Source organism: Synechococcus sp. BIOS-E4-1, from assembly GCF_014279995.1.
Lineage (GTDB): Bacteria > Cyanobacteriota > Cyanobacteriia > PCC-6307 > Cyanobiaceae > Synechococcus_C.
Genome location: NZ_CP047935.1, coordinates 2,186,913 through 2,213,769 on the forward strand (window position 1 = coordinate 2,186,913; position 26,857 = coordinate 2,213,769).

25 protein-coding genes are annotated in these 26,857 nt (G+C 54.6%); 9 read left to right on the forward strand and 16 right to left on the reverse strand.

All coding sequences use genetic code 11. The annotated features are described in order from the left end of the window. Nucleotides 1-2: 2 nt before the first annotated feature. Nucleotides 3-1,364: a thioredoxin-disulfide reductase gene (gene trxB, locus SynBIOSE41_RS11835; protein WP_186538052.1), complete on the forward strand. Its 1,362-nt coding sequence runs from the start codon at nucleotides 3-5 to the stop codon at nucleotides 1,362-1,364. A gap of 3 nt (nucleotides 1,365-1,367) precedes the next feature. Here trxB and infA read toward each other — a convergent pair whose 3' ends face one another. Next, on the reverse strand, nucleotides 1,368-1,637 hold the full coding sequence (infA, locus tag SynBIOSE41_RS11840) for a translation initiation factor IF-1 (protein WP_006041809.1): 270 nt from the start codon (nucleotides 1,635-1,637) through the stop codon (nucleotides 1,368-1,370). Nucleotides 1,638-1,865: 228 nt separating this feature from the next. On the opposite strand from infA, the gene SynBIOSE41_RS11845 reads away from it, so the two are divergent. After that, on the forward strand, nucleotides 1,866-2,114 hold the full coding sequence (locus SynBIOSE41_RS11845) for a Nif11-like leader peptide family natural product precursor (protein WP_186538053.1): 249 nt from the start codon (nucleotides 1,866-1,868) through the stop codon (nucleotides 2,112-2,114). Next, complete coding sequence (locus SynBIOSE41_RS11850) at nucleotides 2,093-2,728, forward strand: pseudouridine synthase (RefSeq protein WP_186541162.1); 636 nt, start codon at nucleotides 2,093-2,095, stop codon at nucleotides 2,726-2,728. Before SynBIOSE41_RS11845 ends, SynBIOSE41_RS11850 begins: the two co-directional genes overlap by 22 nt. Here SynBIOSE41_RS11850 and SynBIOSE41_RS11855 read toward each other — a convergent pair. From SynBIOSE41_RS11855 to SynBIOSE41_RS11875, 5 genes are all read right to left on the reverse strand, one after another. Next, nucleotides 2,703-3,482 carry a methyltransferase domain-containing protein gene (locus SynBIOSE41_RS11855; protein WP_186538054.1) on the reverse strand — a complete coding sequence of 260 codons (780 nt, stop codon included), beginning with the start codon at nucleotides 3,480-3,482 and terminating at the stop codon, nucleotides 2,703-2,705. The two genes, SynBIOSE41_RS11850 and SynBIOSE41_RS11855, sit on opposite strands and share 26 nt — an antisense overlap. After that, nucleotides 3,482-3,697: a hypothetical protein gene (locus SynBIOSE41_RS11860; RefSeq protein WP_067097622.1), complete on the reverse strand. Its 216-nt coding sequence runs from the start codon at nucleotides 3,695-3,697 to the stop codon at nucleotides 3,482-3,484. Before SynBIOSE41_RS11860 ends, SynBIOSE41_RS11855 begins: the two co-directional genes overlap by 1 nt. Nucleotides 3,698-3,773: 76 nt before the next feature. Beyond that, nucleotides 3,774-4,736, reverse strand: a complete 963-nt coding sequence (locus tag SynBIOSE41_RS11865; RefSeq protein ID WP_186538055.1) for an NAD(P)H-binding protein — start codon at nucleotides 4,734-4,736, stop codon at nucleotides 3,774-3,776. Between the two features lie 55 nt (nucleotides 4,737-4,791). Further along, complete coding sequence (gene petM / locus SynBIOSE41_RS11870) at nucleotides 4,792-4,890, reverse strand: cytochrome b6-f complex subunit PetM (RefSeq protein ID WP_011933540.1); 99 nt, start codon at nucleotides 4,888-4,890, stop codon at nucleotides 4,792-4,794. Nucleotides 4,891-4,917: 27 nt separating this feature from the next. Beyond that, nucleotides 4,918-6,153, reverse strand: coding sequence for a N2,N2-dimethylguanosine tRNA methyltransferase (locus SynBIOSE41_RS11875; protein ID WP_370594125.1), 1,236 nt, complete (start codon nucleotides 6,151-6,153; stop codon nucleotides 4,918-4,920). Between SynBIOSE41_RS11875 and SynBIOSE41_RS11880 the strand changes: the two genes are divergently transcribed. Together SynBIOSE41_RS11880 and ilvN are read left to right on the forward strand one after the other, a co-directional pair. Beyond that, the gene (locus SynBIOSE41_RS11880) at nucleotides 6,095-7,075 is read left to right on the forward strand and encodes an alpha/beta fold hydrolase (protein ID WP_255475738.1); all 981 of its coding nucleotides are present in this window, start codon (nucleotides 6,095-6,097) and stop codon (nucleotides 7,073-7,075) included. The genes SynBIOSE41_RS11875 and SynBIOSE41_RS11880 overlap by 59 nt on opposite strands. Continuing rightward, nucleotides 7,072-7,602 (forward strand): acetolactate synthase small subunit, encoded by a 531-nt coding sequence (gene ilvN, locus SynBIOSE41_RS11885; RefSeq protein WP_186538056.1) that lies wholly within the window; start codon nucleotides 7,072-7,074, stop codon nucleotides 7,600-7,602. The genes SynBIOSE41_RS11880 and ilvN overlap by 4 nt, the downstream gene beginning before the upstream one ends. Before the next feature lie 12 nt (nucleotides 7,603-7,614). Here ilvN and SynBIOSE41_RS11890 read toward each other — a convergent pair whose 3' ends face one another. Together SynBIOSE41_RS11890 and SynBIOSE41_RS11895 are read right to left on the reverse strand one after the other, a co-directional pair. Continuing rightward, the gene (locus tag SynBIOSE41_RS11890; RefSeq protein WP_370594126.1) at nucleotides 7,615-8,310 is read right to left on the reverse strand and encodes a peptidylprolyl isomerase; all 696 of its coding nucleotides are present in this window, start codon (nucleotides 8,308-8,310) and stop codon (nucleotides 7,615-7,617) included. Continuing rightward, nucleotides 8,311-8,847, reverse strand: coding sequence for a photosystem I assembly protein Ycf4 (locus SynBIOSE41_RS11895; RefSeq protein WP_186538057.1), 537 nt, complete (start codon nucleotides 8,845-8,847; stop codon nucleotides 8,311-8,313). Between the two features lie 243 nt (nucleotides 8,848-9,090). Here SynBIOSE41_RS11895 and psbD point away from each other — a divergent pair, with 243 nt between their 5' ends. Together psbD and psbC are read left to right on the forward strand one after the other, a co-directional pair. Then, a complete protein-coding gene (gene psbD, locus SynBIOSE41_RS11900; protein WP_186538906.1) occupies nucleotides 9,091-10,146 on the forward strand; it encodes a photosystem II D2 protein (photosystem q(a) protein) in 1,056 nt (351 codons plus the stop codon). Further along, entirely contained in the window at nucleotides 10,130-11,518 is a 1,389-nt protein-coding gene (psbC, locus tag SynBIOSE41_RS11905) for a photosystem II reaction center protein CP43 (RefSeq protein ID WP_066911539.1), read from the forward strand. Before psbD ends, psbC begins: the two co-directional genes overlap by 17 nt. Before the next feature lie 128 nt (nucleotides 11,519-11,646). On the opposite strand, the gene SynBIOSE41_RS11910 is transcribed toward psbC, so the two are convergent. Together SynBIOSE41_RS11910 and SynBIOSE41_RS11915 are read right to left on the reverse strand one after the other, a co-directional pair. Then, nucleotides 11,647-11,907, reverse strand: a complete 261-nt coding sequence (locus SynBIOSE41_RS11910; RefSeq protein ID WP_186538058.1) for a hypothetical protein — start codon at nucleotides 11,905-11,907, stop codon at nucleotides 11,647-11,649. Between the two features lie 78 nt (nucleotides 11,908-11,985). Next, nucleotides 11,986-12,558 (reverse strand): nucleoside triphosphate pyrophosphatase, encoded by a 573-nt coding sequence (locus tag SynBIOSE41_RS11915; protein WP_186541167.1) that lies wholly within the window; start codon nucleotides 12,556-12,558, stop codon nucleotides 11,986-11,988. Between the two features lie 55 nt (nucleotides 12,559-12,613). Here SynBIOSE41_RS11915 and SynBIOSE41_RS11920 point away from each other — a divergent pair, with 55 nt between their 5' ends. Then, nucleotides 12,614-12,994, forward strand: coding sequence for an Npun_F0494 family protein (locus tag SynBIOSE41_RS11920; protein WP_186538059.1), 381 nt, complete (start codon nucleotides 12,614-12,616; stop codon nucleotides 12,992-12,994). Between the two features lie 613 nt (nucleotides 12,995-13,607). Then, nucleotides 13,608-14,663: a hypothetical protein gene (locus tag SynBIOSE41_RS11925; RefSeq protein ID WP_186538060.1), complete on the forward strand. Its 1,056-nt coding sequence runs from the start codon at nucleotides 13,608-13,610 to the stop codon at nucleotides 14,661-14,663. Between the two features lie 227 nt (nucleotides 14,664-14,890). On the opposite strand, the gene SynBIOSE41_RS11930 is transcribed toward SynBIOSE41_RS11925, so the two are convergent. The 6 genes from SynBIOSE41_RS11930 to SynBIOSE41_RS11955 form a co-directional block, all read right to left on the reverse strand. After that, complete coding sequence (locus tag SynBIOSE41_RS11930) at nucleotides 14,891-15,157, reverse strand: Nif11-like leader peptide family natural product precursor (RefSeq protein ID WP_370594238.1); 267 nt, start codon at nucleotides 15,155-15,157, stop codon at nucleotides 14,891-14,893. Nucleotides 15,158-16,078: 921 nt separating this feature from the next. Beyond that, on the reverse strand, nucleotides 16,079-19,423 hold the full coding sequence (locus tag SynBIOSE41_RS11935) for a type 2 lanthipeptide synthetase LanM family protein (protein WP_186538061.1): 3,345 nt from the start codon (nucleotides 19,421-19,423) through the stop codon (nucleotides 16,079-16,081). A gap of 45 nt (nucleotides 19,424-19,468) precedes the next feature. After that, nucleotides 19,469-21,613 carry an ATP-binding cassette domain-containing protein gene (locus SynBIOSE41_RS11940; protein ID WP_186538062.1) on the reverse strand — a complete coding sequence of 715 codons (2,145 nt, stop codon included), beginning with the start codon at nucleotides 21,611-21,613 and terminating at the stop codon, nucleotides 19,469-19,471. 4 nt (nucleotides 21,614-21,617) lie between these two features. Further along, nucleotides 21,618-23,810, reverse strand: a complete 2,193-nt coding sequence (locus SynBIOSE41_RS11945; RefSeq protein WP_186538063.1) for an ATP-binding cassette domain-containing protein — start codon at nucleotides 23,808-23,810, stop codon at nucleotides 21,618-21,620. Continuing rightward, the gene (locus tag SynBIOSE41_RS11950) at nucleotides 23,810-25,207 is read right to left on the reverse strand and encodes a hypothetical protein (RefSeq protein WP_186538064.1); all 1,398 of its coding nucleotides are present in this window, start codon (nucleotides 25,205-25,207) and stop codon (nucleotides 23,810-23,812) included. Before SynBIOSE41_RS11950 ends, SynBIOSE41_RS11945 begins: the two co-directional genes overlap by 1 nt. Next, nucleotides 25,204-26,763 carry a TolC family protein gene (locus SynBIOSE41_RS11955; RefSeq protein WP_186538065.1) on the reverse strand — a complete coding sequence of 520 codons (1,560 nt, stop codon included), beginning with the start codon at nucleotides 26,761-26,763 and terminating at the stop codon, nucleotides 25,204-25,206. The genes SynBIOSE41_RS11950 and SynBIOSE41_RS11955 overlap by 4 nt, the downstream gene beginning before the upstream one ends. Nucleotides 26,764-26,857 lie beyond the last annotated feature (94 nt).

Consider the following 26,857-nt stretch of genomic DNA (forward strand, 5'->3'; position numbering starts at 1 on the left):
GCATGGCGGTTGAAAATCTGGTGATCGTGGGGTCCGGCCCAGCCGGCTACACAGCCGCCATCTATGCCGCCCGTGCCAATCTCAATCCCCTTCTCATCACAGGGTTTCAGAGGGGTGGCATCCCCGGTGGCCAGCTGATGACCACTACCCATGTTGAAAACTTCCCCGGTTTTCCTGATGGTGTTCTCGGTCCAGACCTGATGGACTTGATGAAAGCCCAGGCCACCCGCTGGGGAACAAGGCTGATTGAAGCTGATGCCGACCGCATTGATCTCAGCCAGCGTCCTTATCGGATTGAAGTCGAAGGGCAGATCGTTGAATCGCAATCGCTGATCATCGCCACAGGGGCCAGCGCTAATCGGCTTGGACTGCCGAATGAGGAGCGCTTCTGGAGCAAGGGCATCAGCGCCTGTGCCATCTGCGATGGCGCCACACCTCAGTTTCGCAACGAAGAATTAGCTGTGGTCGGCGGGGGCGATTCAGCGTGTGAGGAAGCGGTCTATCTCACCAAATACGGCAGCCATGTCCATCTGCTGGTGCGTTCAGACCGTCTGCGCGCCAGTGCGGCAATGAGTGACCGCGTTCAGGCCAATCCCCTGATCCGCGTGCACTGGAACACCCAGGTGAGCGACGTTCAAGGTGATGACTGGCTGAGCAGCCTCAACCTGCATCGACGTGACAGCGGTCTCGATGAAGAGCTGGCTGTCCGAGGCATGTTTTACGCCATCGGACACACTCCCAACACAGAACTGGTTCGCGACCAGCTCGACTGCGATCCAATCGGTTACCTGGTCACCCAACCGGGTCGACCGGAGACCTCAATGGAAGGTGTGTTCGCAGCAGGTGATGTCGCCGATGGTGAGTGGCGTCAGGGCGTCACCGCCGCTGGCAGCGGCTGTCAGGCCGCCCTCGCCGCCGAACGCTGGCTCAGTCATCACAATCTGGCAACACTGGTGAAAAGGGAACAGGCCGAGCCAGCCCAAGCAGAAACACCAAAGACCACTGCTGAGACCACTGAAGCCACCTACGACTCAAACGCCCTGTGGCAGAAAGGCAGCTATGCCTTACGGAAGCTTTATCACGACAGCACTCGGCCCCTGCTTGTGGTCTATACATCGCCAAGCTGCGGTCCCTGCCACGTGCTGAAACCCCAGCTGAAGCGAGTACTTGATGAGCTGCAAGGAGAAGCCCAGGGAATCGAAATCGATATCGAAGCCGACCAGGCGATCGCACAACAGGCCGGAGTCAATGGCACCCCGACGGTTCAGCTGTTTTTCGACAAGCAACTTAAGCAGCAGTGGCGTGGGGTGAAGCAGCGCAGTGAGTTCACGGACTCGATCCGCTCGGTGCTCAGCAAAGCCTGAGCCTCAACGGCGACGAGGTCCACCCGGACGGTTACCACCGGGACGACCTCCGGGGGCACCAGCGTTGCGTTCCCTGTAGGTGATCCGGCCACGGGTCAGGTCATAAGGGCTGATCTCCACCAGCACTTTGTCTCCGGCCAGCAGTTTGATTCGGAACTTGGTGAGCTTGCCTGCTGCGCGGCAGAGGCACTGATGACCTGCGGGCTGTTCCAGGGTCACCAGGTAAAACCCGTTGCCCTGTTCCTTCTCGATCACACCCGAGGTTTCAATCATGCGCCGGCATTGACCCGCAAAACGTTTCTGCATTTTAGGAGGCCGCCTGCTGTCTGAGCAGCCCCAAGAAAGATGGCGTCTCCCTAAGGTCGGCTGATCCTGAAATGAGCCGATGATTCTCCCTCCCCTCTCCCTGGATCTGGGGCTGCTGATGATTTCCATCGGTGCTGTGAACCTGTGGCGTGCCCGCCAGAAATCCTCCTAACCTTCTGAAAACGCCAAAACGCCGTGTCCGAGTCCGCTCTCGCCTCTTTCGTCAACCTGACTCGGTCTGATTCCCAGGTCCGTGATCAGGTGCGTCAGGCAGCGACTCCCATGCATGTGGTGAACCTGGCCAAGGAAAAGGGTCACGTCTTCACCCAGGCCACCATGATGAAAATGCAGGCCGAAAAAATGAAGCAGCTGCACGATGATCACATCAACGATGCCTCCAGCTGGGGTGAAGCACTGTTGATCTGCTTCGGCGAACACTCCTGACACTTCTGCTTCACAAGCCATACGGAGTCCTCAGCCAGTTCACACCGGAACCGGTCAGCCGATGGGGCTGCCTTGCCGACTGGGTGAATGTCCCTGATGTCTACGCGGCAGGTCGTCTTGACGCAGACAGCGAAGGGCTGCTGCTCCTCACCGCCGACGGTCGCCTGCAGCAACGACTGACAGACCCACGCTTCGGCCATTGGCGCACTTACTGGGTGCAGGTGGAGGGCAGCCCTGATCAACGCCAGCTGGATGCCCTTTGCGACGGGGTGATGGTCAAACAGCAGCTCACCAGGCCTGCGAGGGTCGAACCTCTTGCTGCTGAACACCAGCAAACACTTACGGAACGCAACCCGCCAATCCGCACCAGGCTCAGCATTCCCACCACCTGGTTGCAACTCAGCCTGAGGGAAGGACGCAATCGCCAGGTGCGTCGCATGACTGCGGCCGTGGGGCTTCCAACATTGCGACTGATCCGCCGCAGCATTGATCTGATGGATGGAGGACCACCTCTCAACCTCAGCGGCCTCGCGTCAGGTCAATGGCGTGAAATCACGTCGGACGAGCATCAACGTCTTGGAGCACTACTCAACCGGCAGCCAAAACGCCGGTGAGCGTGACAGCACGGAATTCGATGCCTTCCACAACACGCCAGGGCTGCTCGTAGCGGTCGGCATAGCTCACGTCCTCAAAGCCGAGTGCACGGAAATCGGCCAGGAAGGCGTCCTCCTCCCATGCACCACTGATGCAACCGCTCCAGAGCTCTGGATCTTGTTGAAGATGTTGCGGAACGGGGCGATCACACACAATGTCGCTGATGGCGACGCGGCCTGAGGGTCGCAGCACTCTGCGGATGTTGGCGAGCAAAGCCGAACGTGCTGAAGGATTCACCAGATTGAGCACACAATTGCTCAGCACCACATCCACGCTGGCTGAGGGAATCAGCAACTCACCCGTCGGGGTTGGCGCATCCAGGGCTTCGATCGCCCCCTCCAGAAAGCGAACATTGCTGTAACCGATTCTCTCGGCCACCACTGGTGCTGCAACGCGGGCAAGCTCCAACATGTAGGCATTGCGGTCCACGCCAATCACAGCGCCATGGCCACCCACGACCTGGGCACAGATGAAGGCATTTTTGCCGCTGCCACTGCCCAGATCCAGCACAGTGTCACCCGAACGAACCCAGCGCGTCGGGTCACCGCAGCCGTAATCACGCTGCACCACCTCCTCGGGGATGACCTTGAGCAAGGACGCGTCAAAGGCGACAGGTGTACACAGACAGGTCTCCTGCTCCAGTGCTGCAGCTCCATAGCGCTTATCAACGGCCTGGGTCTGATCCAGAGCCGGTCCACAACATCCTTCGCTCATCAGCCGAGGGCCTCCAGCAATTCGCGCACAGTCGACCACTGACCGTAGTAGTAATTCGCGCTCGCTCGGCGGTCGCTGTCCTCAAGGCTGTCGAAGGCATCGAACCCAACATTGCGCCAAAGATCATGGCCACAGGCGCGGTCAAGCTCCGTCTCGGCTTCACGAGCAAGATTGTCGAGACGTCGCTGCAGATTCTTGACTTGAGCGGCAGACATCTTCAGGAAAGGCAGGTGAATTCAATGTATCGAAAAACTAGTACGCATCAACTAGTCGGGTGAAGCTCGGTTTCGATCAGAACGGCAGTTTCTTCTTGGCATCCTTATCCAGATCGGCTTCCATCTCCCTGAGTCGCTTGAGGATTGAGTCGTAGTACTCCTTGACGTAGGCCTCAAGGTGAGTGATCTCGCTGGGATCGATGCCGAAGCTCTGATAGGTCTCCTCCATCGGTGCATCCATCGAGACACCACCTCCTGACACCTCAGCAAATGCCAGACGCTCGGCCACGTTCACGGCAGGCTCAAAGAAGGAGCACATCCCTTCAGTGAATTGCATGATGAAGGAGGGCACTCGAAACACCCTCGCTGACTTATCAGCGACACGTTCGCAGAGCTGAACAACCTCACCGCTGTTCCAGGCCTTGGGCCCAACGACAGGAAATGTCTTGCGCACCGTCTCCTCATGGTCGAGCGCAGCCACGGCGAAACGAGCCATGTCCTGCGTGTTCATATACGCAATGGATGTGGGACTTCCACTCACCCAAACGGTCTGGCTCTCCAGAACAGGAATGGCGAACTGGCTGATCACACCCTGCATGAACGCCACACCCTGAAGGATGGTGTAGTCGAGATCTGATTCCTTCAGAAGTTTTTCAGTGCAGAATTTGATGTCCATCAACGGCACATCTCTGTGCTGTTCCGCATTAAGAAGCGAAAGGAACACGAAACGGTTCACACCGGCGCGTTCACAGGCTCGGAGGAGATTGAGCTTGCCGTCCCAGTCTGTTTGATAGATGCTCTTGGGATCGTCGGGGCGGCTGGTGGCCGCATCGATCACGGCATCAACTCCGTCGAGGGCGTAATCGAGACTGGCTGGATTGAGAAGATCACCTCGAGTGAGCTCACAACCCCATTCCTGAAGGAAGGACGCTTTCCTTGGGATTCGCACCATGCAGCGAACGTCATGACCTTGATCAAGAGCCCTGCGGGCGATCTGCCTGCCCAAGGTTCCTGTTCCACCGACCACAAGAACCTGCATATGGCTTTCAAAGTCCAGCGAGGAGCTTAGTTGGCGTTCTCTCGCACTGCGGAGATCAGTCCTTCTGAAGCTTCAGCAGCAAAGCTCCACCTGCCAGGCCCACTGGGATCAGCACCCAAAACACAGCTGCAATCCCGAAAATCTCCGAAGCCATCGAACAGCGCTCTGAATCAGCTCCTATTTAACGATCTCCAGTCATGTGTTGACCGCATTGTTGTAATAACTCAGCCATCGGCGCATCGGTGCGCAACTGGCCGGTCATGACTGCGCTGGCGCATGCCTGGTGCCCTGCGCTCAGCAGCGACTGCACCAGCTCCTCCAGCGGCGGTGGTCCAGCAAGAGAGAGGCGGCTTGCAAGCTCAGCGGTGGACCAGCAGCAGACTGGCAATCCGCAGTCCCTCTGCAGGCGTTGCAGCAGGCGCCGCCCAGCAGTTGACAGAGTGTCCGGCTGTGAGTCGGCAAGCTCGAGCAACTGACCCAGAACAGCAGGCATCTGCAAAGGGCCGAGCCAGAGCGGCCCTGTCACCGCCCATCGGCCTTGACCATCCGTGCAGCGACAGGATCTCCAGCCCGAGAGCTTCAAAAGTGGTTGAACCGCTTGATCACCACAGCGCTCACAACGTGCCAGCAGGCCCAGCTGCGATTCCTCATCATCGGCCAGGCGCTGGCGCAACCGCACCACAAGCCGGAATGTGCGTCCCTCACTGAAGCTGGCAACGGGTTCAAGCCCTCGTCCTAATTGCCAGGCTTCTCTGGCCAGCACGGCCAGCTGAAGTCGCAGAGCCAGCTCCCAACTGGCGGGATGTACTCGCGCCGCCGCACCGAAATGACGCACCGCCGCAGGGCGGTCATGGCCGGTGGGCGAACGTCCGTCAGTGCTGGCGAGAACAAGTAGGCCGTCGAAGCGCAGCACCGCCAAGGCCGACTGAAGCAGGGCATTCGGACAACCGAAGGCATCCAGATCAATCAGATCGAAGAAGATCTGATCGAGGTAGGCCTGGCGCAGCAGACGCTCCGCCGCCCAACTGCTGGTTGTCCAAGACACATCACGAGCACCCTGCAGACCCTGAAGGTTCGATGCCAGCAGCGAACTGCGATCTGGATCGGCATCATTCAACCAAAGCTCCAGATCAGGTCTGGATTCGGGACAGGCTTCGAGTCCCCAGCGCAGACCGCGGATGCCACAACCGGCCATCAGGTCAAGCCAGCGCAGTGGCCGTTGCGCCACTGACGCCTGGTGGGCCGCCAGCAGAACCGAAAGATCCCTCGAGGGTCGCGAATCCTTGCGAAAAAAACCTGATCCCGTCTGCAGACAGACAGCTCCTTCGCGATAGTGAGAAACCGGCGCTTCCAGGTGCGTGCACGCAACCGCTCTCCAGCCTGCCTCCACCGGTGCCGACTGGGGAGAAGCCAGCACATGGCACTGGATGGATCTGAGCTGTCACTGGCGGGTTCTGGGGCAGCCCTCGGCTCCGCCCATCGTGCTGATTCACGGCTTCGGCGCCAGCAGCAGTCACTGGAGGCATAACGCCGGAGTCCTTGCCGCAGCGGGCTATCGGGTGTTCAGTCTCGACCTGATCGGATTCGGGCGCTCCCACCAGCCAGGACTGAATCGGCACTTCTCACTCGACAACAGATTGTGGTCCAGGCAACTGGCCGCCTTTCTCGAAGAGGTTGTGCAGCAACCGGCGGTGCTTGTGGGCAACTCACTAGGGGGCCTCACGGTTCTGACCACCGCTGCGCTGAGACCGGAACTGGTGAAAGCCGCCATTGCAGCACCTCTGCCTGACCCCACTCTGCTGCGCCCTCTGCCAAAACAGCAGTCCCGATGGCTCAAGCGGTTACGACGCATCGCAGTGACAGCCATCTGCCGCCTGCTCCCCCTGGAATTGATCGTGCAGCTGATCGCGCGAACTCCTTTGCTGAGGGCTGGGCTGCAGGGTGCTTATCAACGATCCATCCGAAGCGACCGGGAGCTGCAGGCCCTGATCGCCCAACCTGCCCTCAGGGTGACAGCTGCCAGAAGCCTTCGTGCCATGAGCGTGGGCATGGCTCTCCGCCCCCGATACGCAACCGCTCCAGAGCTTTTGCAACAGCTGAAGACCATGCGCAACGCTCCTCCGGTGTTGTTGCTGTGGGGGCGCCAGGACCGATTCGTACCGTTGATGATCGGCGAATTAGTCCAATCTCAGCACCCATGGGTCGAGCTCAAGGTGATCGAAAACGCCGGCCATTGCCCCCATGACGAAACACCCGAGCGCTTTCACCTGGAGTTGCTGCACTGGCTGGACCGTAATTTGGGAGGCACAAGCGCACCAGGGATCGGTCACCCCGCATGAAGCACACTCTGTCGGTTCTGGTGGAGGACGAATCCGGCGCCCTCAGCCGTATCGCCGGCCTGTTCGCTCGCCGCGGCTTCAACATCGACAGCCTTGCGGTTGGTCCTGCTGAGGCTGTTGGTCGCTCACGACTGACCATGGTGGTCGAAGGCGACGAGCACACCCTTCAACAGATGAGCAAACAGCTCGACAAGCTTGTCAACGTGCTGCAGGTTCTCGACCTCTCCCAGCGTCCTGCCGTGGAACGGGAGTTGATGTTGATGAAAGTTTCCGCACCAGCGGCCCAACGCAGCGCAATCCTTGAACTGGTTCAGGTCTTCAGAGCCAAGGTGGTCGACGTCGCAGACGATGCCCTGACCCTTGAGGTTGTCGGCGATCCAGGCAAGTTGGTAGCTCTGGAACGGCTGATGGCGCCCTACGGCATCGAGGAAATCGCCCGAACCGGCAAGGTCGCACTGGAAAGGGCTTCTGGAGTGAACACAGAAATGCTCAAGGCTTCAAACAATGGCGGGCGCGTGCCCGCCTGAGCGTCTCGTTGATCAGAGACCTGGTGTCAACACCGTGGCCTTTTCGATGGTGTCGTCCTGACGGATGGCATCCACAACATCGAGACCTTCGGTCACACGACCGAAGACGGCGTAGCGACCATCCAGCTCTGGAAGTGGCTTGAGTGCAATGTAAAACTGGGCACTGGCTGAATCTGGGGCCTGGGAGCGAGCCATTGCCAGGGCGCCGCGTGCATGGCTGAGTTTGAGCTGCAGAAGCTCAGTGGGGTTACTCACAACGCGGCCATAACGGGGCTGGTCTTCGCCGTCAAAGGACAGCTCAAGAGGCACAAAACGTGCCTGGCCAGTGCTCGGATCCACGAAGCTGCCTTTTCCGTACTGCGCCTTCGGAGTCGCGGGATCACTGGAGGAGGGATCGCCGCCCTGTACCACGAATGGAACAGGGTCTCGCACCACTCGATGAAAAACGGTGCCGTTGTAAGCACCTCTCTTAACCAGATCCAGGAAATTTCCAGCCGTCACAGGGGCGGCGTCTCCATCGAGTTCCAGGGTGATCGAACCCTTGCTGGTGGTGAGCTCAACGCTGGCCTTGCCCTGAAGGCAAGGGCTGCTGGCCTGCTCGCAACCAACCGGTATTGAGGCCGTCGTGCTGGACGCACAGCTGACCAGTAGAGGCAGACATAAGGCAATTGTCAGAAGCGATTGAAGCGATTGACGAATCATGTTCATTCAGAGGCCTTCGAGATTCACATTCAGAAAGCGTGCAAGCTCAGCCCCGTCCTGCTCGAGCTGAGCAAGAGGAAGAGGCTCACCCACTCTGGTAAGTGGCATGTCACGTCGACCCTGAACACGCAGAGAGACACGACGTCGGGTGTTGAAGCCATCACGAACCTCAACCTTGACAGCTTTGATGTCCTTGATCGGAATCTCGACACTGATGGGCTTGCGAAAGCCTCTCCGGGAAATGGTGACGACCCCTGATGATTTGTCAAAACGATTAATGCCGGCACCCACATCAATGGCGATAACCGTCCAGAGATAGGTGGCCAGAAGCGCCGCAGCAATGCTGTAGAGCCCCATCACCAGTCCCTGAGGGATGAAAACAAGTCCTGCCGGGTGACCGAGAGGGAGCAGATCACGCCCGAGGTAACTAGAGAGTGAAGCGAACAGAAAGCCGACACCGCCGATGGTGACCATGCCGGCGACCAGGACATTGGACAGCCGCCGTGAACCGACGACAGGTTGTTCAAGCAGATCAGCGCCCATCACAGCCCGGAAGCAGCGCCCATTGTGACCTCTGAAGCGGCACGGGTGGCGACGTTCTGCGGCACGGGTGGCGACGTTCTGCGGCACTGCCACAAAGGCTGCGATCAAAGCGGAAGAAACCCCGAAGAAATGTTCCGATACAAGGGGTTTCAGGTGAATGGATTTACCCCCGCAACCTTCGCCGAAATTGTTAAGGTCGCCGGGTATCCCACAGCCTGCGGATATCCGCACCCGTTCTCACTCATGACGATCGCTGTAGGACGCGCGCCACAGCGGGGATGGTTTGACGTCCTCGATGACTGGCTCAAGCGCGACCGCTTCGTTTTTGTCGGCTGGTCCGGCATTCTTCTCTTCCCAACGGCCTATCTGGCCATCGGTGGCTGGCTCACAGGCACCACCTTTGTCACCTCCTGGTACACCCACGGCATCGCCTCCTCGTACCTGGAAGGTTGCAACTTCCTCACAGCTGCTGTGTCCACCCCCGCTGATGCGATGGGTCACAGCCTGCTGCTGCTCTGGGGCCCTGAAGCCCAGGGCGACTTTGTTCGCTGGTGTCAGCTCGGCGGCCTCTGGGCCTTCGTGGCCCTGCACGGTGCCTTCTCCCTGATCGGCTTCATGCTGCGTCAGTTTGAGATCGCCCGTCTGGTCGGCATCCGTCCTTACAACGCCATCGCCTTCTCCGGTCCGATCGCGGTGTTCGTCAGTGTCTTCCTGATGTACCCCCTCGGCCAGAGCAGCTGGTTCTTCGCGCCCTCCTTTGGTGTGGCAGCGATCTTCCGTTTCCTGCTCTTCCTGCAGGGCTTCCATAACTGGACTCTCAATCCCTTCCACATGATGGGCGTCGCCGGCATCCTCGGCGGTGCACTGCTCTGCGCCATCCACGGCGCCACCGTGGAAAACACCTTGTTTGAGGATGGTGAACAGGCCAACACCTTCAAGGCGTTCGAACCAACCCAGGAAGAAGAGACCTATTCCATGGTCACCGCCAACCGCTTCTGGAGTCAGATCTTCGGTATCGCCTTCTCCAACAAGCGCTGGCTGCACTTCTTCATGTTGTTCGTGCCTGTGATGGGCCTTTGGACCAGCTCCATCGGCATCATCGGCCTGGCCCTCAACCTGCGCGCCTATGACTTCGTGTCACAGGAAATCCGCGCTGCAGAAGATCCCGAATTCGAGACCTTCTACACCAAGAACATCCTTCTGAATGAAGGTCTGCGTGCCTGGATGGCACCGGCTGACCAGCCACACGAAAACTTCGTCTTCCCTGAAGAGGTTCTGCCCCGTGGAAACGCCCTTTAATTCCGGTCTTATCGCCACTGGCGGTAAAGACCTTGACTCCACCGGCTACGCCTGGTGGGCTGGCAATGCTCGTCTGATCAATCTCTCAGGCCGTCTGTTGGGTGCCCACGTGGCTCACGCAGGTCTGATGGTGTTCTGGGCAGGCGCCATGATGCTGTTCGAGGTGAGTCATTTCACCTTTGACAAGCCCATGTACGAGCAGGGCTTGATCCTGTTCCCCCACGTGGCCACCCTTGGCTATGGCGTGGGTCCCGGTGGTGAAGTCACCGATCTGTATCCCTTCTTTGTGGTTGGTGTTCTGCACCTGATCAGTTCCGCTGTGCTCGGCCTCGGCGGTCTGTATCACGCCCTGCGCGGCCCTGAAATTCTGGAGAACTATTCCACGTTCTTCTCTCAGGATTGGCGCGACAAGAATCAGATGACCAACATCATTGGTTATCACCTGATTCTTCTTGGGGTCGGCTGTCTGCTCCTGGTCTTCAAGGCCATGTTCTTCGGCGGCGTTTACGACACCTGGGCTCCGGGTGGCGGAGACGTTCGTCTGATCACCAACCCGACTCTCGACCCGGGAGTGATCTTTGGTTATCTGTTCCGCGCTCCCTTCGGTGGAGAAGGCTGGATCATCGGTGTGAACTCGATGGAGGACATCATCGGCGGCCACATCTGGCTTGGCCTGACCTGCATTTTCGGTGGCATCTGGCACGTCACAACCAAGCCATTCGGCTGGGTGCGTCGCGCCTTCATCTGGAACGGTGAGGCTTACCTCAGCTACAGCCTTGGCGCTCTGAGCTTCATGAGCTTCATCGCATCGGCCTACATCTGGTTCAACAACACCGCCTATCCCTCGGAGTTCTACGGCCCCACCAACGCCGAATCCTCCCAGGCGCAGAGCTTCACCTTCCTGGTGAGAGACCAGCGTCTCGGCGCCAATATCGGCTCCGCCATGGGTCCTACCGGTCTTGGTAAGTACCTGATGCGTTCACCCACCGGTGAAATCATCTTCGGTGGTGAAACGATGCGTTTCTGGGATTTCCGTGGTCCCTGGCTTGAGCCTCTGCGAGGTCCCAATGGTCTGAGTCTCGACAAGCTTCAGAACGACATCCAGCCATGGCAGGTTCGTCGTGCTGCCGAGTACATGACCCACGCTCCCAACGCTTCACTGAATTCCGTTGGCGGCATCATCACTGAGCCCAACTCAGTGAACTTCGTGAACATTCGCCAGTGGTTGTCTGCGACACAGTTCGTGCTCGCCTTCTTCTTCCTGGTGGGTCACCTCTGGCATGCAGGCCGCGCCCGCGCTGCCGCTGCCGGTTTCGAAAAGGGAATCGACCGTTCGGCAGAGCCTTCACTGGCCATGCCCGACCTCGACTGATCTCTGCGATCAGACGCACTCGAGTTCAAAAGTTCCGATCGTCATTCAGCCCCACTGCAGAGTGGGGCTTTTCTATGGGATGACTTCAGTGATTGATCACAACATTCGCGTCCAACATGACAACGAGGTCAGAAGTCCAGATCGAGCAAGGTATGGCCTTTGGGTGGTTGATGCCTTTCTTGGCCTGCTTCTGGAAGCTGAACCCCTCGAACCGAACGACTCCAGTCATCCGTGGATTGCGTGAAATAAGCCTGCTCTGCCTGGAGGCTTAATGAGGAATTGCCTTGATCGGTGGCACTCACCGACAAAGGCTCCATGGCCGATGCGCTGAGAGCAAGAGTTGCTGAAAACAGAGCGGTGCCGATTCCAGGGAGGAGAAAACGAAGCATGGCCAGAGGTGTGAAGAGGGCCTGACTTTGGATTAGCTACGGCAAACGAAAAATGGCAACGTCATGGCTTGCGATGTATCAAACCTGCGGTAACCAACGGCGCAGCAACGGCAAGCTGAGCCCGATCACGTTTGAATAACAACCGTCGAGACGCTCGACAAATGAGCCTCCAAGGCCTTCCAGGGCAAAGCCTCCCGCACAGCGAAGAGGTTCGCCACTGGCGACATAGGCTTCAATCTCGTGATTGCTGAGATCAGCAAACAACACCCGTGTGGTTACGCACGCAAGCAGCGGCTGCTGCGACGTCGCACCAGGGCCTGTCATCAGGCAGTGGCCCGTATGCAGATCACCCCAGGATCCACGCATTTGTTGCCAGCGTTCCAACGCTTGAGCCGAATCAGCAGGCTTTCCGTACACCTGACCAGCAAAAACAAACAACGAATCACAGCCGAGCACAGCTGTGATTCCAGCGTTATTGAGCTGGCTGCGGACGGCGCTCGCCTTGGCCTGCGCCAGACGCCTCACTAATTCGGTCGGATCGGAATCCTGGATGGCCTCTTCGTCGACTCCGCTGATCTGAACGCGGTGGGGAATGGCCGCCTGTTCCAGAAGACGACGTCTAGCCGGGGACGCTGAAGCCAGCAACAACATTGGTTTCTCGGTTTGCGGCATTGAGAACGAGAATGGCACTGACAGCAGGTCAGGCGTGACTCTTCAGGACCCAAGAGAACTCACAAGGCATGCTCTGGGGAGGGCGCGCCAAGCCGTGCGTTGCCTTCCTTTCCAACGCAGCTTTTACCGCAACGTTGAAGAGGCAGCTCTGAGCAGCAGTGAACTGGTCGCTCAATCTGACTGGTCGTCACAGACAAGAAGGCGGCTGAATGCAAGGGAGACGGAGGATCTGCTGATCTGGCTGATTCAACTGGGAGTTCTGCGTCGGGAGGTTGACGGTCAGGGGCTGACGGAACGGGTGCGTTTAACCCCTCTTGGCAGGGAGGTACTGATCCCCTGGCAGGAAACGATCCCTTCAGCCGGCCTTGGAAGCCGTTTGATGCATTGGTGTCGTCGCAATCGCCCCCGCTGGTAAGCGATATCCCAATGACAGCAAGACGTTTATCAAAAAACTTTGTTGTAGCCAACAGGTGAAAAACGCATCACTGACAAGTCACCAGAGTCCAGACGAAGTCGCCGGCTGGGTCGTGCAATGCTGATGCAGAAACTTACGTGAAAGGCAAGTAACAGAACACCCTGACTGACTTTGCTGATGCTGCTGGGGACCAGCAATGGCGGAGGACAGTTGCCAATGACTTCAGTGCTCTAAAGAGCGCTGAAACGCAATCTGAAACAACACTGCGCTGGAGAAGATCTCTCAGGCTTCGATGGAACAATAATTGAGCAACTCTGAGATCAATCAAAGACAATATGCCTGGAAATCAAAATGAACCAAGCCTTTGAATAAAGATTTTACTGCGGAAGACAATCAACAAAAGAAGCCGATAACGACAACAATCGATGACCAAAACGAACTTAAGACGAAGCTACACACAACAACTAAAGAGGATTAGCCATCTGATTGAAATGCATAGCTATGATCCTTTGCGACATAGAGACATATTCGAACCACAGAAAGATGTTGCCTTGACAAGCTGAATCATCTATGTTTCAGCAACACTAAATGATGGCTGACGGCCACCAAGCGAGTGCACGATCAGGCAGGAAATCTAGCTAAGGCACTGAAATGGCTGGAAGGCCAACAATACAAGTTTCTGCCTTCAAAGCTCATCAGAGACAATGATCTGCCACTCATCAAAGCTCCACAGAAACCGCGAAATCATTCAAACCAGAGACAAACAGGAGTGATCCTTGAGTGTCCGCTCAATCAATTATGCGCGGACAAAGTTGATTTGTCATTTTATGGTAATAGAGAGATCCTGGACATCAAAGACTCCGGCATTCCCGGTTTTGCTCAATCCCTAGGTGCACTCCTAGACAACGAATCACTCAGAAACTTCCTTGTTGATCAGTATTTTACTGAGTTTGACCATCATTCAAACAAACTCCGACTAGCGGGAATCTTCCAAGCTCTGGACAAAATATCAATGGTCATCAATGCCTATGAAATCATCACTGAATTGCTGATCAAGAGCAGAGCCTATCCCGATTTTAAATACCAGGAGCACCAACCTTTGCGAGATTTTCTGAGTGTCACAGGATTACCAAGTCAGATTGGAATCATGTGGGCAAGGGGGCATACGATCAAAGTGATTGGACAAACGACTCAAGCGAAAGCCAAAAAGGATTTCCTGGAAAAATATTTCAGCAAGGTGGTCGAACACTCATCAGGAGTGATAACACGTCTTGCGAATCAGAATATACACCCCGAAGGAATTCAGCCTCTGAGTTACAGCCTTGATTACGACATTGAACAACAGGCTTTCCTGCCTCGGTTGTCCATTGAAATCTTTCCATCTGTATGGCCTAGAGGTGGCCAGTGCAATGCATTACCAATGCTTGATTGGCTATGCAAGCTGAGTCCAGATCAACGCGTAATTATCGAGCAGTTCTGTGCCGGTCTGCCCATCGGAGCGTGCGAATCGCATCCTAGCTGGATGGTTGAGGCTGGGATTTTCGCACAAGAAGAGATCACCTATCTGGCCCTGCCATCCCACTTGAAGCTGTCATTCCAACATGGCCACACGAGTGTAAAAGGCTATTTCTATGCCATCAGTGACCTGACACCTAATCAGCATCAATAAAGCCTGCAAACACAGCATCTAAAAATGACAAAAAGCAAAAGGTGAATAAACTCATCTACATGCTTTAAAAGAAATCAATTCACTGGAGTGTACATAGTGACCTGATTAAGCCAGTTACAAAATTCGCTGATTCCCGAACAAGAGATGATCCATAAGCCTTTCAATAAGAACACCCCCCTGTATGAGAAGGGGGGTGGGTGAAGGAAGAACTTCAGCAGCGTGATGATTCAGCAGCCAGTTCCAGCGCCATTGGTCGCTTTCCAGTTTGTGCAAAGGTTTCCGCACCACCCCACGGCAACCTCTTCAAGCTCCTCGCTGCTGAGAGGGCTCAGCTTCGCACTGGCATCGATTTCATGACCATGCTCCTTGGCGATGCCACTAACGTCATCCAGTGAATTTGAATCCTTTAACTTGGCTTGAAGATCTGCATTGGTCTTGACCTTAGCCATGAAGGCATCGAGCTGCTCTTTAGAAATTGATTTAAAAAACCTAATTTAAAGTGGCAAATCTGATCAAAAACGTCATGTACAAACATTCACGATATTAATCTTGACAGGTCGCATTGGGCCAAACAGAAATGATCACAACGACTGAACGATCAAACAAAGCGATTGTGAGCTCTCTGTTTGGAAAGCGGTCGGTCAGCACCCTTCGATATCCAGCTGGTCCGTTACGCATGTCCTCGCTGATCTGACCAATAGCCAGCACCCAGTTCACCCCTGCCTTTCCGCCATCTCTGATCAATCAGAGGCTGAATGGTTAACATGCAGGCGTGGCCTTCAACCACCCGAACATCCCTTATTTCGACTGTTTGCGATTTTATCGAAGACAACATCTCAAACTGCGTAACAATAACGGGTGACTCTTTTACTGAAAGAAGGTTTGCCTCAGCAAGCCAAGCCGGGGCTCCTGGAAAAACCAGCAGCATGCGGGCAAGACATTAGCTGGACTATTCAGACAGAAAAATTTTCAGACAGAGAACTTTTCACATATCGGAAAGAACCGCAGCATTCCAATCTCATTGAAAACAAAAAAATGACCAGTAACTCCGAAGCAACTCACTACGGAGTGACTGCTCTCTGCTAATTGCTTTCAACAAACATGCGTGAGCATTGCCATGATCTGTTTCCAAGTCATCGAAATATGTACGGTAGTAAAAATTTCGAACCTCCTGGTTGACATTTCAAGTTAAACGGAACTTTTTCGCTTGTTCAATTTCATCGCTGAAAACATGCCAGCTGATGGGATCAATCATCACTTCTGTGCATTGTCAATAGCGGCATCAAAGATTGGGTTGGTCGCCGAATGACGCGAAGTCGATGAAAGTGTTAGGCGTTCACAGAGCGTGTTCGCTTGATCCCGCTGGCCAGAGATGTGCTCATCTCATCACCTGGCCGGCCGGAATCGCGATCCCTTCAGCAGGCCTTGGAAGCCGTCTGATGCATTGGTGTCGTCGCAATCTCCCCCGCGGGTGAAAGCAAGCCAATGGTCAGAAGCGTGCCGAGCCGATCATCGCGATTCAGCTGATCACGCAAAGCCAGACCCATCCCGGAGATTCCTGTAAAACAACCCGGCAGCAGCAGGTTGCCGTCGGCCGTGCCGAAACCGCGGAAAGCTCCGCCATTTTTATTGGCAATGGAGACCGCCTGAGCAACAAGTTCAGACGATCTTTCGATCGCAGTCGCACGGACGGACTCTGCAACGGATTTCGCCCATGGCCCCTCAGCCACAACGCGAAGAATTCCGGCATTTCCGAAGGTGCCGCAGCAGAGATGGTCACACCAGGGCATCTTCAGCGCAGTAAGTGTCTGCAGAGCATTAGACATTTCATCAACGCAATGCTCATCCCAGAGCGGAGAGCCAAACAGACAAGCCCGGCTCAAGGCGATTCCGGGTGCACCATGGCACCAAGAGGTCATGAACTTGTTCGGCTGATCGGGTTGGTACTCCCGGTAATCGGGCCAGTTGAGGTGTTCCGCATCAAAACGCTCACGTTCATAGCTGAGAGCCTTGGCCGCCGCATCGAGGAAACGCTGCTCACCCAGCTGCTGCCCCAGCTTGACAAGCGCAGCCAGATATCCAGCGGTTCCATGCGAAAAGCCGAGCAAGGGCTCCTTGCCACGACTAGTCCAAGCTCCCTGTTCGTTTTGGAGACCCAGAAGATGATCTCCGGCAACGAGAGCCAAGTCCAGAGCTCGTATCGAACCATCCCTGAGCAGAGGCCCAATCAGACCGGTCACACCAGCGATCACGTCGAGACCGAGGTCGGCGCGAATATGTTCCGGAAGCAATGCCTCGATGAGTCTGGTCTGCAGCTCCCGGAGCATTGGCTGTTGTGATTCCGGTCCCCAGGTCGACAATTCCTGAATCGAGAGCAATGAACCGCCGCAACCACTCAAGCCAAGTGCCTGGTCACGCCACCAGCGCAGGCGCAGACCATCGCGGTCCTTTTCACCCATCTGGAGCATAGGTTTCAAACAAGTCTCGACCAGTTCGGCTGGACCAGGCTCATCGGCGAAATGGGCTGCCAGTAGAGCAACACCGATGGATCCACCGTAAAGCGAGGTACCAACAGGGCCGAAGCAGAAACTCTCACCATCACTGCCAAGATCCATTCCTAACCAGTCGATGAGGCCATCTGTATCGCGAATGGCAATCTCTTCGAGCAACTTGAGCTGAAGACGGCTCTGCTCGTGGAGCTGCTCAGGCGTGAGCGTCACGACGTCAACATCGGGCGCGACACCATTTCGGGAACTTCGGCCATCTTCAGTGGAGATGCGCGCACGGCTGGTACCGCGGATTAATTGCTCCTGGAAAGCAACGGCTGCTGAATCCAATTCAGCAATACGCTGACGACTCGACTCCAGACCACTGGTTTCCATAAACCCTTCAACGGGCTTCATGCCGTCAACTAAGGGAAGATCCTGCCCATCGATGGAATGCACGAAAAATGGAATATCCAGACGCTCCATCTGACGCAGTTCAGCTTCAAACACAGGCCAGTGCAGCGGTTGTTCGCTGGCCATCAGAAAACTGCGGGTGAGCTGCTCGAGCACCAGTCCCTGGCGGAGGGACGAACGCAGAGCCGCTGGCTCAAGTTGCTGACGCTGCAATGCGAAATAAACACGGGTGGCCCGCAGCACAATGCGACGCGGAAGCCCACGGAATTGATCGAGGACCCCACCAGGTTTGATCCAATCCTCACGCGTCTTCTCAAATTCAGCGCACTGCTCACGGAATCCCTGGCAGAAGGTCTCAAGATGGGCATTGAGACCATTGGTTGCACCAACCCCCACTGGAAGACTGGTGGGCAACAGTGATGGACGACTGATCTGGGCGGCCATCATGCCGTCACTGTTCAGCCCCAGCCAACCCGGCCCCTTCGTCTGGGGACTGGAGGGGGGGGCAATGCCTAGAGCGCTGATATCGACAGCGATCTTGGCCTGACCGACAAACAGCCAGTTCGGCATCAGACCTGATCGAAGCACTGAATTCTGAAAACTCTTCTGAAGATCCGACTGAGACAGAGTTGTCTGTTGATCAGAGGCATCAGAAACATGATCAGGCAAATCAGCTTCAAGCAGAGTTTCGGTATCGATTAACAGCAGCTGATCCCCGCAGGCGATTAAGTTCTCGTAGTGGCAATCAGTGCAGCCGAAGAGATGAAGCACGGCTGTCAATCGTCCGGCATTGCGATAGAAGCGCTCCAGTTCATCATCTCCTGCACAGAGACGATGCTCGACATGCTCCATGTATCCGTAGTCGTTACCGCAGTAAATCCGCAAATTGCGCAGCGGCGTCAGTGTGCTGACGCTGTTGAGATGTTCAAGTGCCTGCTGGTAAGCAAAGTCCACACCCATGTCTTTGGGCTTGTAGACCACTTGCACGGAAGAACTTCTATCAGCTTGAGCAAACTTCAGAATGCTCACAACCTGACCATGGTTGTGGGGATCACTCAGGCCCTGATGGACTCCGGACAGCTCCATCTCAGGCGCGACGCCAAAGAGCTGCTGCAGGGGAATCGTGTCAGCATCAACCCGCCGAAGCAGCATTTCATTGGAATGGTGCCAATCACCACAGACCTGCCCCAGATATCGTCCCAGCACTGGGAACGTCTCCAGAAACGATGCCAATCCATCGCATCGGTGCTCCCTGATGAACCGCTCGTAATACTCCCTGACAGGAGGACCCTGGCCATCACCACCTGAACCGAGATGGGCCAGCAACATCGCTCCGGGAGGCCGCTGCAAATTGAATTGCTCGAACAGGGCCTGTTCAGAAATATTGCTCAACCTGGTGAGCAGTGACTGACCTAAGGAGCGGTAAACCTGTTCGTTGATGCTGCGATCTTGGAGATCGTCCAAGCTGCTGCGCAGGCGCGCGACGAAAGCATCAACCGCGGGAATCCACAGGTCGCGGAAAGGGAGCTGATCAGGATTCGCCTCCGAGACTTCCGCGACATAAGGCTCAAGCTCACGTTCAGCATCACTGCGCAGTGCTGACTGCAGAAAAGTCAATTCCTGAAACCAGGTCTCCGTGCTCGAGGATTCGTTGGGCTGCTCAAGCTGATCGAGCACTCTGTACAGAGCAGGACGATCAAGTCCAGCCCATGCAAAGCGACGCTCAAGCTTTTCACGTTCCTGAGGCGCGATCGCTTCCAGCCATGCTTCGCCCAGCCCAGGCTGCCGGTCTTCGAGATCGTCGCGAGTAATGGATGGACCAGTCGATGATTCAGAAGGGGAAACCTTTTCGGCGTCCATCAGCTGATGCAAGGAAGAGAGTTTCTTGGGCGCAGGCATCGTCCTTCAGTGTCCCTTCGACAGAATTTCTGCAAGGTAGCCGTGATGCTTGAGTTCGTCCCAAGTTCCATTTTCAGCAGTAACACCATCGCGAATCACAACGATCTTGTCCGCATCTCGGATGGTGGCAAGACGGTGCGCAACGCTGATTCTTGTAATCCCCAGAGACTGCACCGTCTCATTGATGCGCTGTTGTGACGGTGGATCCAGAGCACTGGTGGCTTCATCCATCAGCAGCACTCGAGGTTGATGGATCAAAGCTCTGGCGATAGCGATTCGCTGTGCCTGGCCACCAGACATGTTGCCGGCCCCTTCCATCACAATCGTCTCCAGCTTCATCGGCATGGCTGCCACCTCATCAGCAACAGAAGCAGATTCAAGCGCTGCCCAGATTCGATCTTCTTCGGTTACAAGGCCTCCTGAAACAATGTCGTAAATCGAGCCGGCGTTGAGATGGGCAGTTTGAAGAACAACACCAAGCTGACGGCGGTAATGGCGGATGGCGAGCTGAGGCAGGGCAAGCCCGTCGATCAATAAATCACCCCCCTGAGGTTCAATAAAACCCAGGAACATATTCATAATTGTGGATTTTCCACAGCCGCTTGGTCCTGTGATCACCGTGTGCTGACCAGGTTTAATTTCGAAATTGAGGTTGCGATAAAGCGGTTCACTAGCGTCAGGAAACTGGTAAACAACATCTCTGAACAGGAAATGTCCTTCCAGGTCATGATGCACCGCATCAGGTTCATAACCCTTCTCAACTTCGGCATAAATCACCGGTTCGGCACGCTGCCAGAGAACGCTGGCTCGACCTAAGGTATTGGCCGCAAGATTGGCGGCCTGAGAGAGGGATGAGTTGAATCCTGTGAATGCGGCATTGAAGGAGATGAAGCTCACCAGAATCAGCTCAAACTCCGCTGAGGTGCTGGCACTGGACAGCAGTTTGTGAGTCACCACCGCGAACATCATTAAGGAAGCCAATGGACTCACCAGCGTTCCGAACATTTCGATCGCATCGTTATAAAAGTTGCTGCGCAATTGCAGCAACGCATATCGATTGATCTCGCGCAGCCAGCGAAGCATCACAAAGGGTTCTGTTGCGGAACTGCGAATCTGCGCCAGTCCCATGACCGATTGCAGTGAGAAGTTTGTAATCTCTGCGCCAGTCTCCAACAAAGGTTTTTGTAGTTGAATATCACGAATCGTGAGATAAACCAGAGATGCAAGAGAAACAATTGTGAACAAAGCAGCCCAGATAGCTAGCGAGCGGTCATAGATCACCATCAGAATGAAGTATCCAAGACTGAAGACTGAAGAGAGCAATGTCGATAGGACACCACTTCCTAGCAACTGACGCAATTGATTGATCGATTCAATACGTGACGCAAGATCACCTGTGGTGTACTTGGAAATGAAGCGCATTGGAAGACGCATTACGCGATCAAAAACTGCGGTCTGTAATCGCAGGTCCGTAACACTTTCAATCCGCAGCATCATTATGGTCTGCAGATACTGGGCAGCAGCAACACCCACCACCACTACGATCACAATCGCCAGACCCTCAATCAGTAGTGCACTATCGTTTTCAGGCAGAATCCGATTCACCAGAACATTGGTGAAGATCGGTATGGAAAGATGAAACGTCATCACTACTGCAGAAGCAATAACCAGAGCCCAGATCGCATTTAACTCTGTATTGAATGCAAAATTGATCACCGCTAATGGACCAACAATCTTGGCCGGTAATGAGGGGTAGATCTCGTACCCATCACTGTCCAGGCGGACATCCTCCGGCACGAGCCAGTGTCGTCCCTGAGCTGCGGAATAGAACCAGTTCCGGCCGCGATCGCGGTACAACGCCAAAGGTTCACCAGTCGCCTGATCTTTGACGATCAGCATGGGAAATTCAGATTTCCATGGCTCACGCGGGGCGTCCACGCGGCGGTGATGAATATCGTTGTGATCGAGCTGAAGACTGATATCAGCATCGGGCATGGCAATCAACGATCGCGCTGGTGCTTTCAGACGCCGAAGACAGAAGCCGATCAATCGAAGATCACGCTGAGGATCGGTCTCTTCCACAACCTCAAAGATGAGGTTTTTCTCTAGTTGATCAACCTGCTGAAGAGCGCGTTTGCGAGAGTCAGTCATGCCATCAAACCTCTACCTGATCGCGCCGTTCAGCGGCCACGAGTTTCGTGAACGCTCCATCCGGATTAGCTAGCAAGTCATCAGGATGCCCACGCTCAACAACCTTGCCCTGAGCGAGAACAAGCACCTGTTGACTGCTCAGCGCTGCATCCAGGCGATGAGCACTACTGACGACAGTAATGCCACGCTTTTGGACGGCATCAATCACACGACGCTGAGTCAGGTTATCGAGGTTGCTTGTTGCTTCGTCGAGAAGCAGAATCGAAGGCCGACGAATCAAAGCACGGCAGATTTCAAGACGCTGGCGTTCTCCCCCACTGAGATCACTACCGTTATCTCGCAGTTGTCTATGAAAAGCTTCTGGTTGCGAGTTGATCATTTCCAGCAACTGAGCATCAGCCGCTGCAGCCTGTAGGTCTTCTTCAGTGAAATCAGGATTCCAGAGAGTGATGTTGTCTCGAATGCTGGCGTTGAAAACAAACACCTGCTGCGGCACATAAGCGATACTCCCGCGCACGACCTGATCATCCAGTTGATCCCAGTTCTTACCGTCGAACAGAATCTGACCTTGAAGTGGGTCCACCAGACCTGCAAGAATCCGGATCAAAGTGGTCTTGCCAGATCCACTCGCACCCACCAGCGCCAGCCTTGACCCAGCAGGAACATCCAGATCAATGGCCGGGATGAAGGGAGGATCAACGGCGTTGAATCCATAGGCAACACCTTCGAATGTGATCCGTCCCTGGAGACGATCTTCCGTATCGATTCCATCCCTGGCATCCTGAAAACTGCGCACATGGGGATCATCCGCCGTGGTCGTGAGGTCCATCAATCGGCCCAGATTGCCGATCAGACGCTGAAGGGTGGAACTCAACTGAGGAAGCGTGGAAATTGGGGCCACCAACTGGGCTTGAAGGAACTGAAACGAAACAAGCAGACCCAGAGAGATCCTTCCATCAATGATCAACAGACCACCGACAGTGATCACCAGAGCTTGAAGCAACAAGGTTGCACTGCTGGCACTGATGCTGGACCAGGCGAGCTGGGCGCCAAGCAACTGGTTCTGTTCAACGACGGATCCGAAATTTCCCTGCCACTGACTCAGAAAATCAAACTCAAGTCCGGAGGCTTTAAGTGTTTCGATGGAGTTGATACCTTGAAGGGCACGGCCCTGCGCCTTTCCCTGCTCAATGGCAAGTTTACGGTTGGCGTCATAACGGCGAGCCGTGAGCCACCAATTGAACAAAAGATTGAAGACAAGCAGAGCTGCGACAAGTGCGGTCAGCCAGAACGAAATCAGGCAGGTCACGACCATCAATAGAAGCGCCGCCCAGATGGTCACGACAAAACGCAGCAACTGTGCAACAACCACCTGAGTGATTCTCATCCCCAGCAACATCCTGGACGCCAGTTCTCCTGCCATGCGAACCTGAAAAAACGCCCATGGCACCGAGAAGAGCTTTTCGAACAAATCAACGGTCAGCTTCTTGGAAAGCAACAGTTCAAGCCGACGCAACAAGACAAACTGAACGACCAAAAGAATGAGCCAAAGCACGCAGCTGAATCCCAACAACCAGACGATGGGAATACCGAAATAAAGCCTTTCTTCCTGTAAGAAATCAGAGATGAAAGAGGAGGTCAGTCCTGCAACTAAAATATTCGGAATGAGCAGAATCGAGGCTACGAGGAGCAGACTCAGCACCTGCCTCCGATAAGGCATCAGCAATCCAGGCAGCATCCAGAGCGGAGATTCGTCATGGCCTCCACGTTTAAATTCCGGGCCTGGTGAGAACTCCATCACGACACCGGTGAACTGATCGAAGAACTCCTCTTTCAACATGCGACCCCGACCTTCAGCGGGGTCGCTCACATAGGCGTATTTCTGATCAAATCCCTCAAGTACAAGGAAATGATTGAATCCCCAGAAAACGACACAGGGGAACTGTCCCTGCACAACAAGCTGCTCGCCGGAACAGCGAAAGGCCTTGGTCTCAAGGCCGAAACTTCGAGCAGCCAAAAGCACGCGCTGGGCGTTGGAACCATCGCGATTGACACCACATTCACGACGTAATTGAGGCAGAGGCACGATCCGACCGTAATAACGGAGGATTGTGGCCAGTGATGCTGCACCACACTCGGTCGCTTCGTACTGCAAAACCGTCATGGCCTTGACCCGACGTGAAGCGGAGGAAGCCATCAGCCAAACACCTTTGGACTGCCGCTTGGCAAGGACGATGATTGATCCGATTGACGATCTTGCTTTTGTTTAGGTTCAGGTGGAGTCAGCCCCAGCAATAGTCTCAGTCGTGGAATCACCAAGGAAATGGGCGCTACACGACGGGTTGTGATCGAGACATTGAGCTGATCAGCGGTTTTAGGCGGGAAGGGCAAATTACTCTTGGAATTCCAGACATAACCGCCACGGTTGCCTCCCCGATCTTGCGCGGAGCGTTGCAGTTCAACAATCGCAAGCGTGGGACTGGGTTCCCGCTGTTGAATCACCTTCGCCAGGCTACTGGAACCAATACGTGCCTCCAGATCCTTATCGCCGCTGGGCAATTCAGACATCTGTACAACGCGTCCAAGAATTCCACCCACCTCAGAACGACGCATTCCGACAGGGGTAACAAGCACCGACATGCCAACATTGACCTGAGCAGATTCACGCTCGGAAAGAAAAACAGGCACCTGCACTGGATTGCTTAACGATTCACGACTAAGCAGCAAGAGAAGATCACCCTGAGAAACGCCCTCGCCATTATTGGGAATAACCTGACGGATATAAAGGTCGTAATCGGCAAAAACAAAGCCTTTCGAAATCATCTGAGCCAGTGACTTGCGCAGCTTGATGAATGACTGCTGCAATTCTGTTTGCAGATGGACCAAAGAGTCACGGTTAGAAAAAACTTTGGATTTAAGATTGTCAACTTCAGCTTGATTTTGAAGAATTGTTGGCTTACTAACGAAGCCCTTTTTCGTCAGTTCGAGCATCGAATTGAGAAAAGTCTGCCGACTCTTAAGCTCTTGTTCAAGAATTGATTGTTTTTGAATCAGCGTTTTTTGCTGAATACGATTAAGACGACCAATCGAGGCAAGCGTGTCAACCTGGGCCTGCAACGATTCCTGCTCCTGAAGCGACTGCAACCAGATCAGTAGAGTCCCCTCGGGGTAGATCCTTTTATCTTTAAGTACACCATTGGATTGAGAAGGTGCAGAAAACTCTGACGTTGAGTACGTACGAAGGATGCGACGGGAGAGATCCAGTACAGCTGCATCTGATAGCTGATCGGGCTGACGCTGGAATTTCTGAACATCAGCAACCCAGTTATTTTGCTTTTCAGCAAACATCCAACGGGCAATACCATCCACTTGAGCACGTTTTCTGTTGATCTCGCCTACAGGCAACAGAACCCCGGTGCCTTTGACCTCAATGGGTATTTTTGCCAGAAACGCCCATAAAACACCAACAGCAGCCAATGCAACCCCAAGACCCAGAGTAATGCGCAGAGGCGGGGAGAGAACAACAATTGGAGAACTTTTATCTCCGGCCTGATGACGCTTGCGCAGGGCACGTTTTTCGAAGATTTCTCTCATCTCAGACTTTTCTCCTGCTGGCGCACTAATTGATCACTTTCACCCGGCCAGGTTGCCGAGTAGCGGTAAAGCTGAGCCACCGATCTATTGTAATTAAGAATGGAGTCAGACAGTGAGATGGAAGCAGTCCCCAGCTGCTCAATGGTCTGCACAATGGACGTGATGTCTCCAAGGCCAATTTCGTAACGAGCTCTGGCTGCTTCCTGGGCCACTTGAGCTGACTGATACGCCAAACGCGCACTGTCGACGGCAACTCGCGAGGTTTCATATTGCCCAAAGCTGGAGCGAACCTGCTGAACCGCCTGGAGACGATTCATCTCGGCCTTGGAACGCTCCATCTCTTCCTGGGCGTAATCAGAGCGAGCAGCTGCTGCATCAACTCCTCCATCCCAAGTCCATTCAAATCCGAGACCGACGGCGGCATTCCACTGGGTTTGAAGCTGTTCACTTCTAGCATTATCAAGACCTGGGGAGCCATTAATCACGCCGCTTGCCATCGAAAGACCACCCTCTCCATACAACAAAACAATGGGCAAATAACTGTTTATCTTGCTGATCCCATCCCAACGCGCTTCTTCTGCGGCAGCAAGACTGGCAAGAATCTCCTCTCGTGATTCGACAGCTCGATCAATTGTTTGAGGCAACGTCTTGGACCAGTCACGATAAAGGTTGGCCTTCTCGTCAGGCAAGACAAGCTTGTCAACTGGCAAGCCAAGACGCATCGCAAGAGTTGCTGATTCCTCAATAAATTGCTTGGTGTATCCCAGCAACTGGTTCAGCTGATTATACAGCTGAGTTTGTGTCTGCGCCAGAGCCAGCATGGATACCAAGCGAATTTCGTAACGCGCTCTATTGACTTCAAGGAGCTGACGATTAATGTCATAAATATTGTAAAACTCTTCAATCAGCTGTCGAGTACTTTGCAGAGCAAAATACGACGTCTGGATATTGAGAATTAAATCGCGAGCACTGACCTCGAAAAGCAACTTTTGTTGGCGAAGGGCTTCGGACGCTGCATTGATATCAGGCTGACGAGTAGGATCAATAAAATTCCATGAAATGGAAGCATTTGGCTGAAAGTTCAAAGTGTTTGTATACTGAGATATTGAGGTAGGCTCAGTACCTATGGCACTACCTGGAGTTGTACTGACGGACGTTCTAAAGGGATCATTGTAAAACTTAGTTATGTAAGTACCAACATCTAAGCCGAGAGTAGGCGATCCGTTACTGATTGCAAAAGTGGGATACCATTGACGCTGAGCGGCAATCAATTGCCATTCATAATCTTGAATGGATCGAAAAGCTGAAACCAGCTCGGGGTTATTGCGAATACCCAGCGCAATCGCTTCATCAAGAGATATTTTACGCGCAGACTTATCAATTTTGTCTCGCATGGCATTCAGTCTTGCCAGAAGCTGATCAGCCTGCTGCTCAGCGGAGAGAGAATGTTGCCCGGACACTTGACCGACTGATGTCCCAGGATTGGCTTGAACAGTAGGCACAAGCTCTGCGGCTTGCGCATCTACCGATGAAAATGGGTAACCGATTGAGAACACACCGACAGCGACTCCGAATAAGCTCTTGTATTGCCTGGTTCGGAGCAACGATCACCTCATAAAGCACCGTTATCAAATCACAAATTTTTGATTT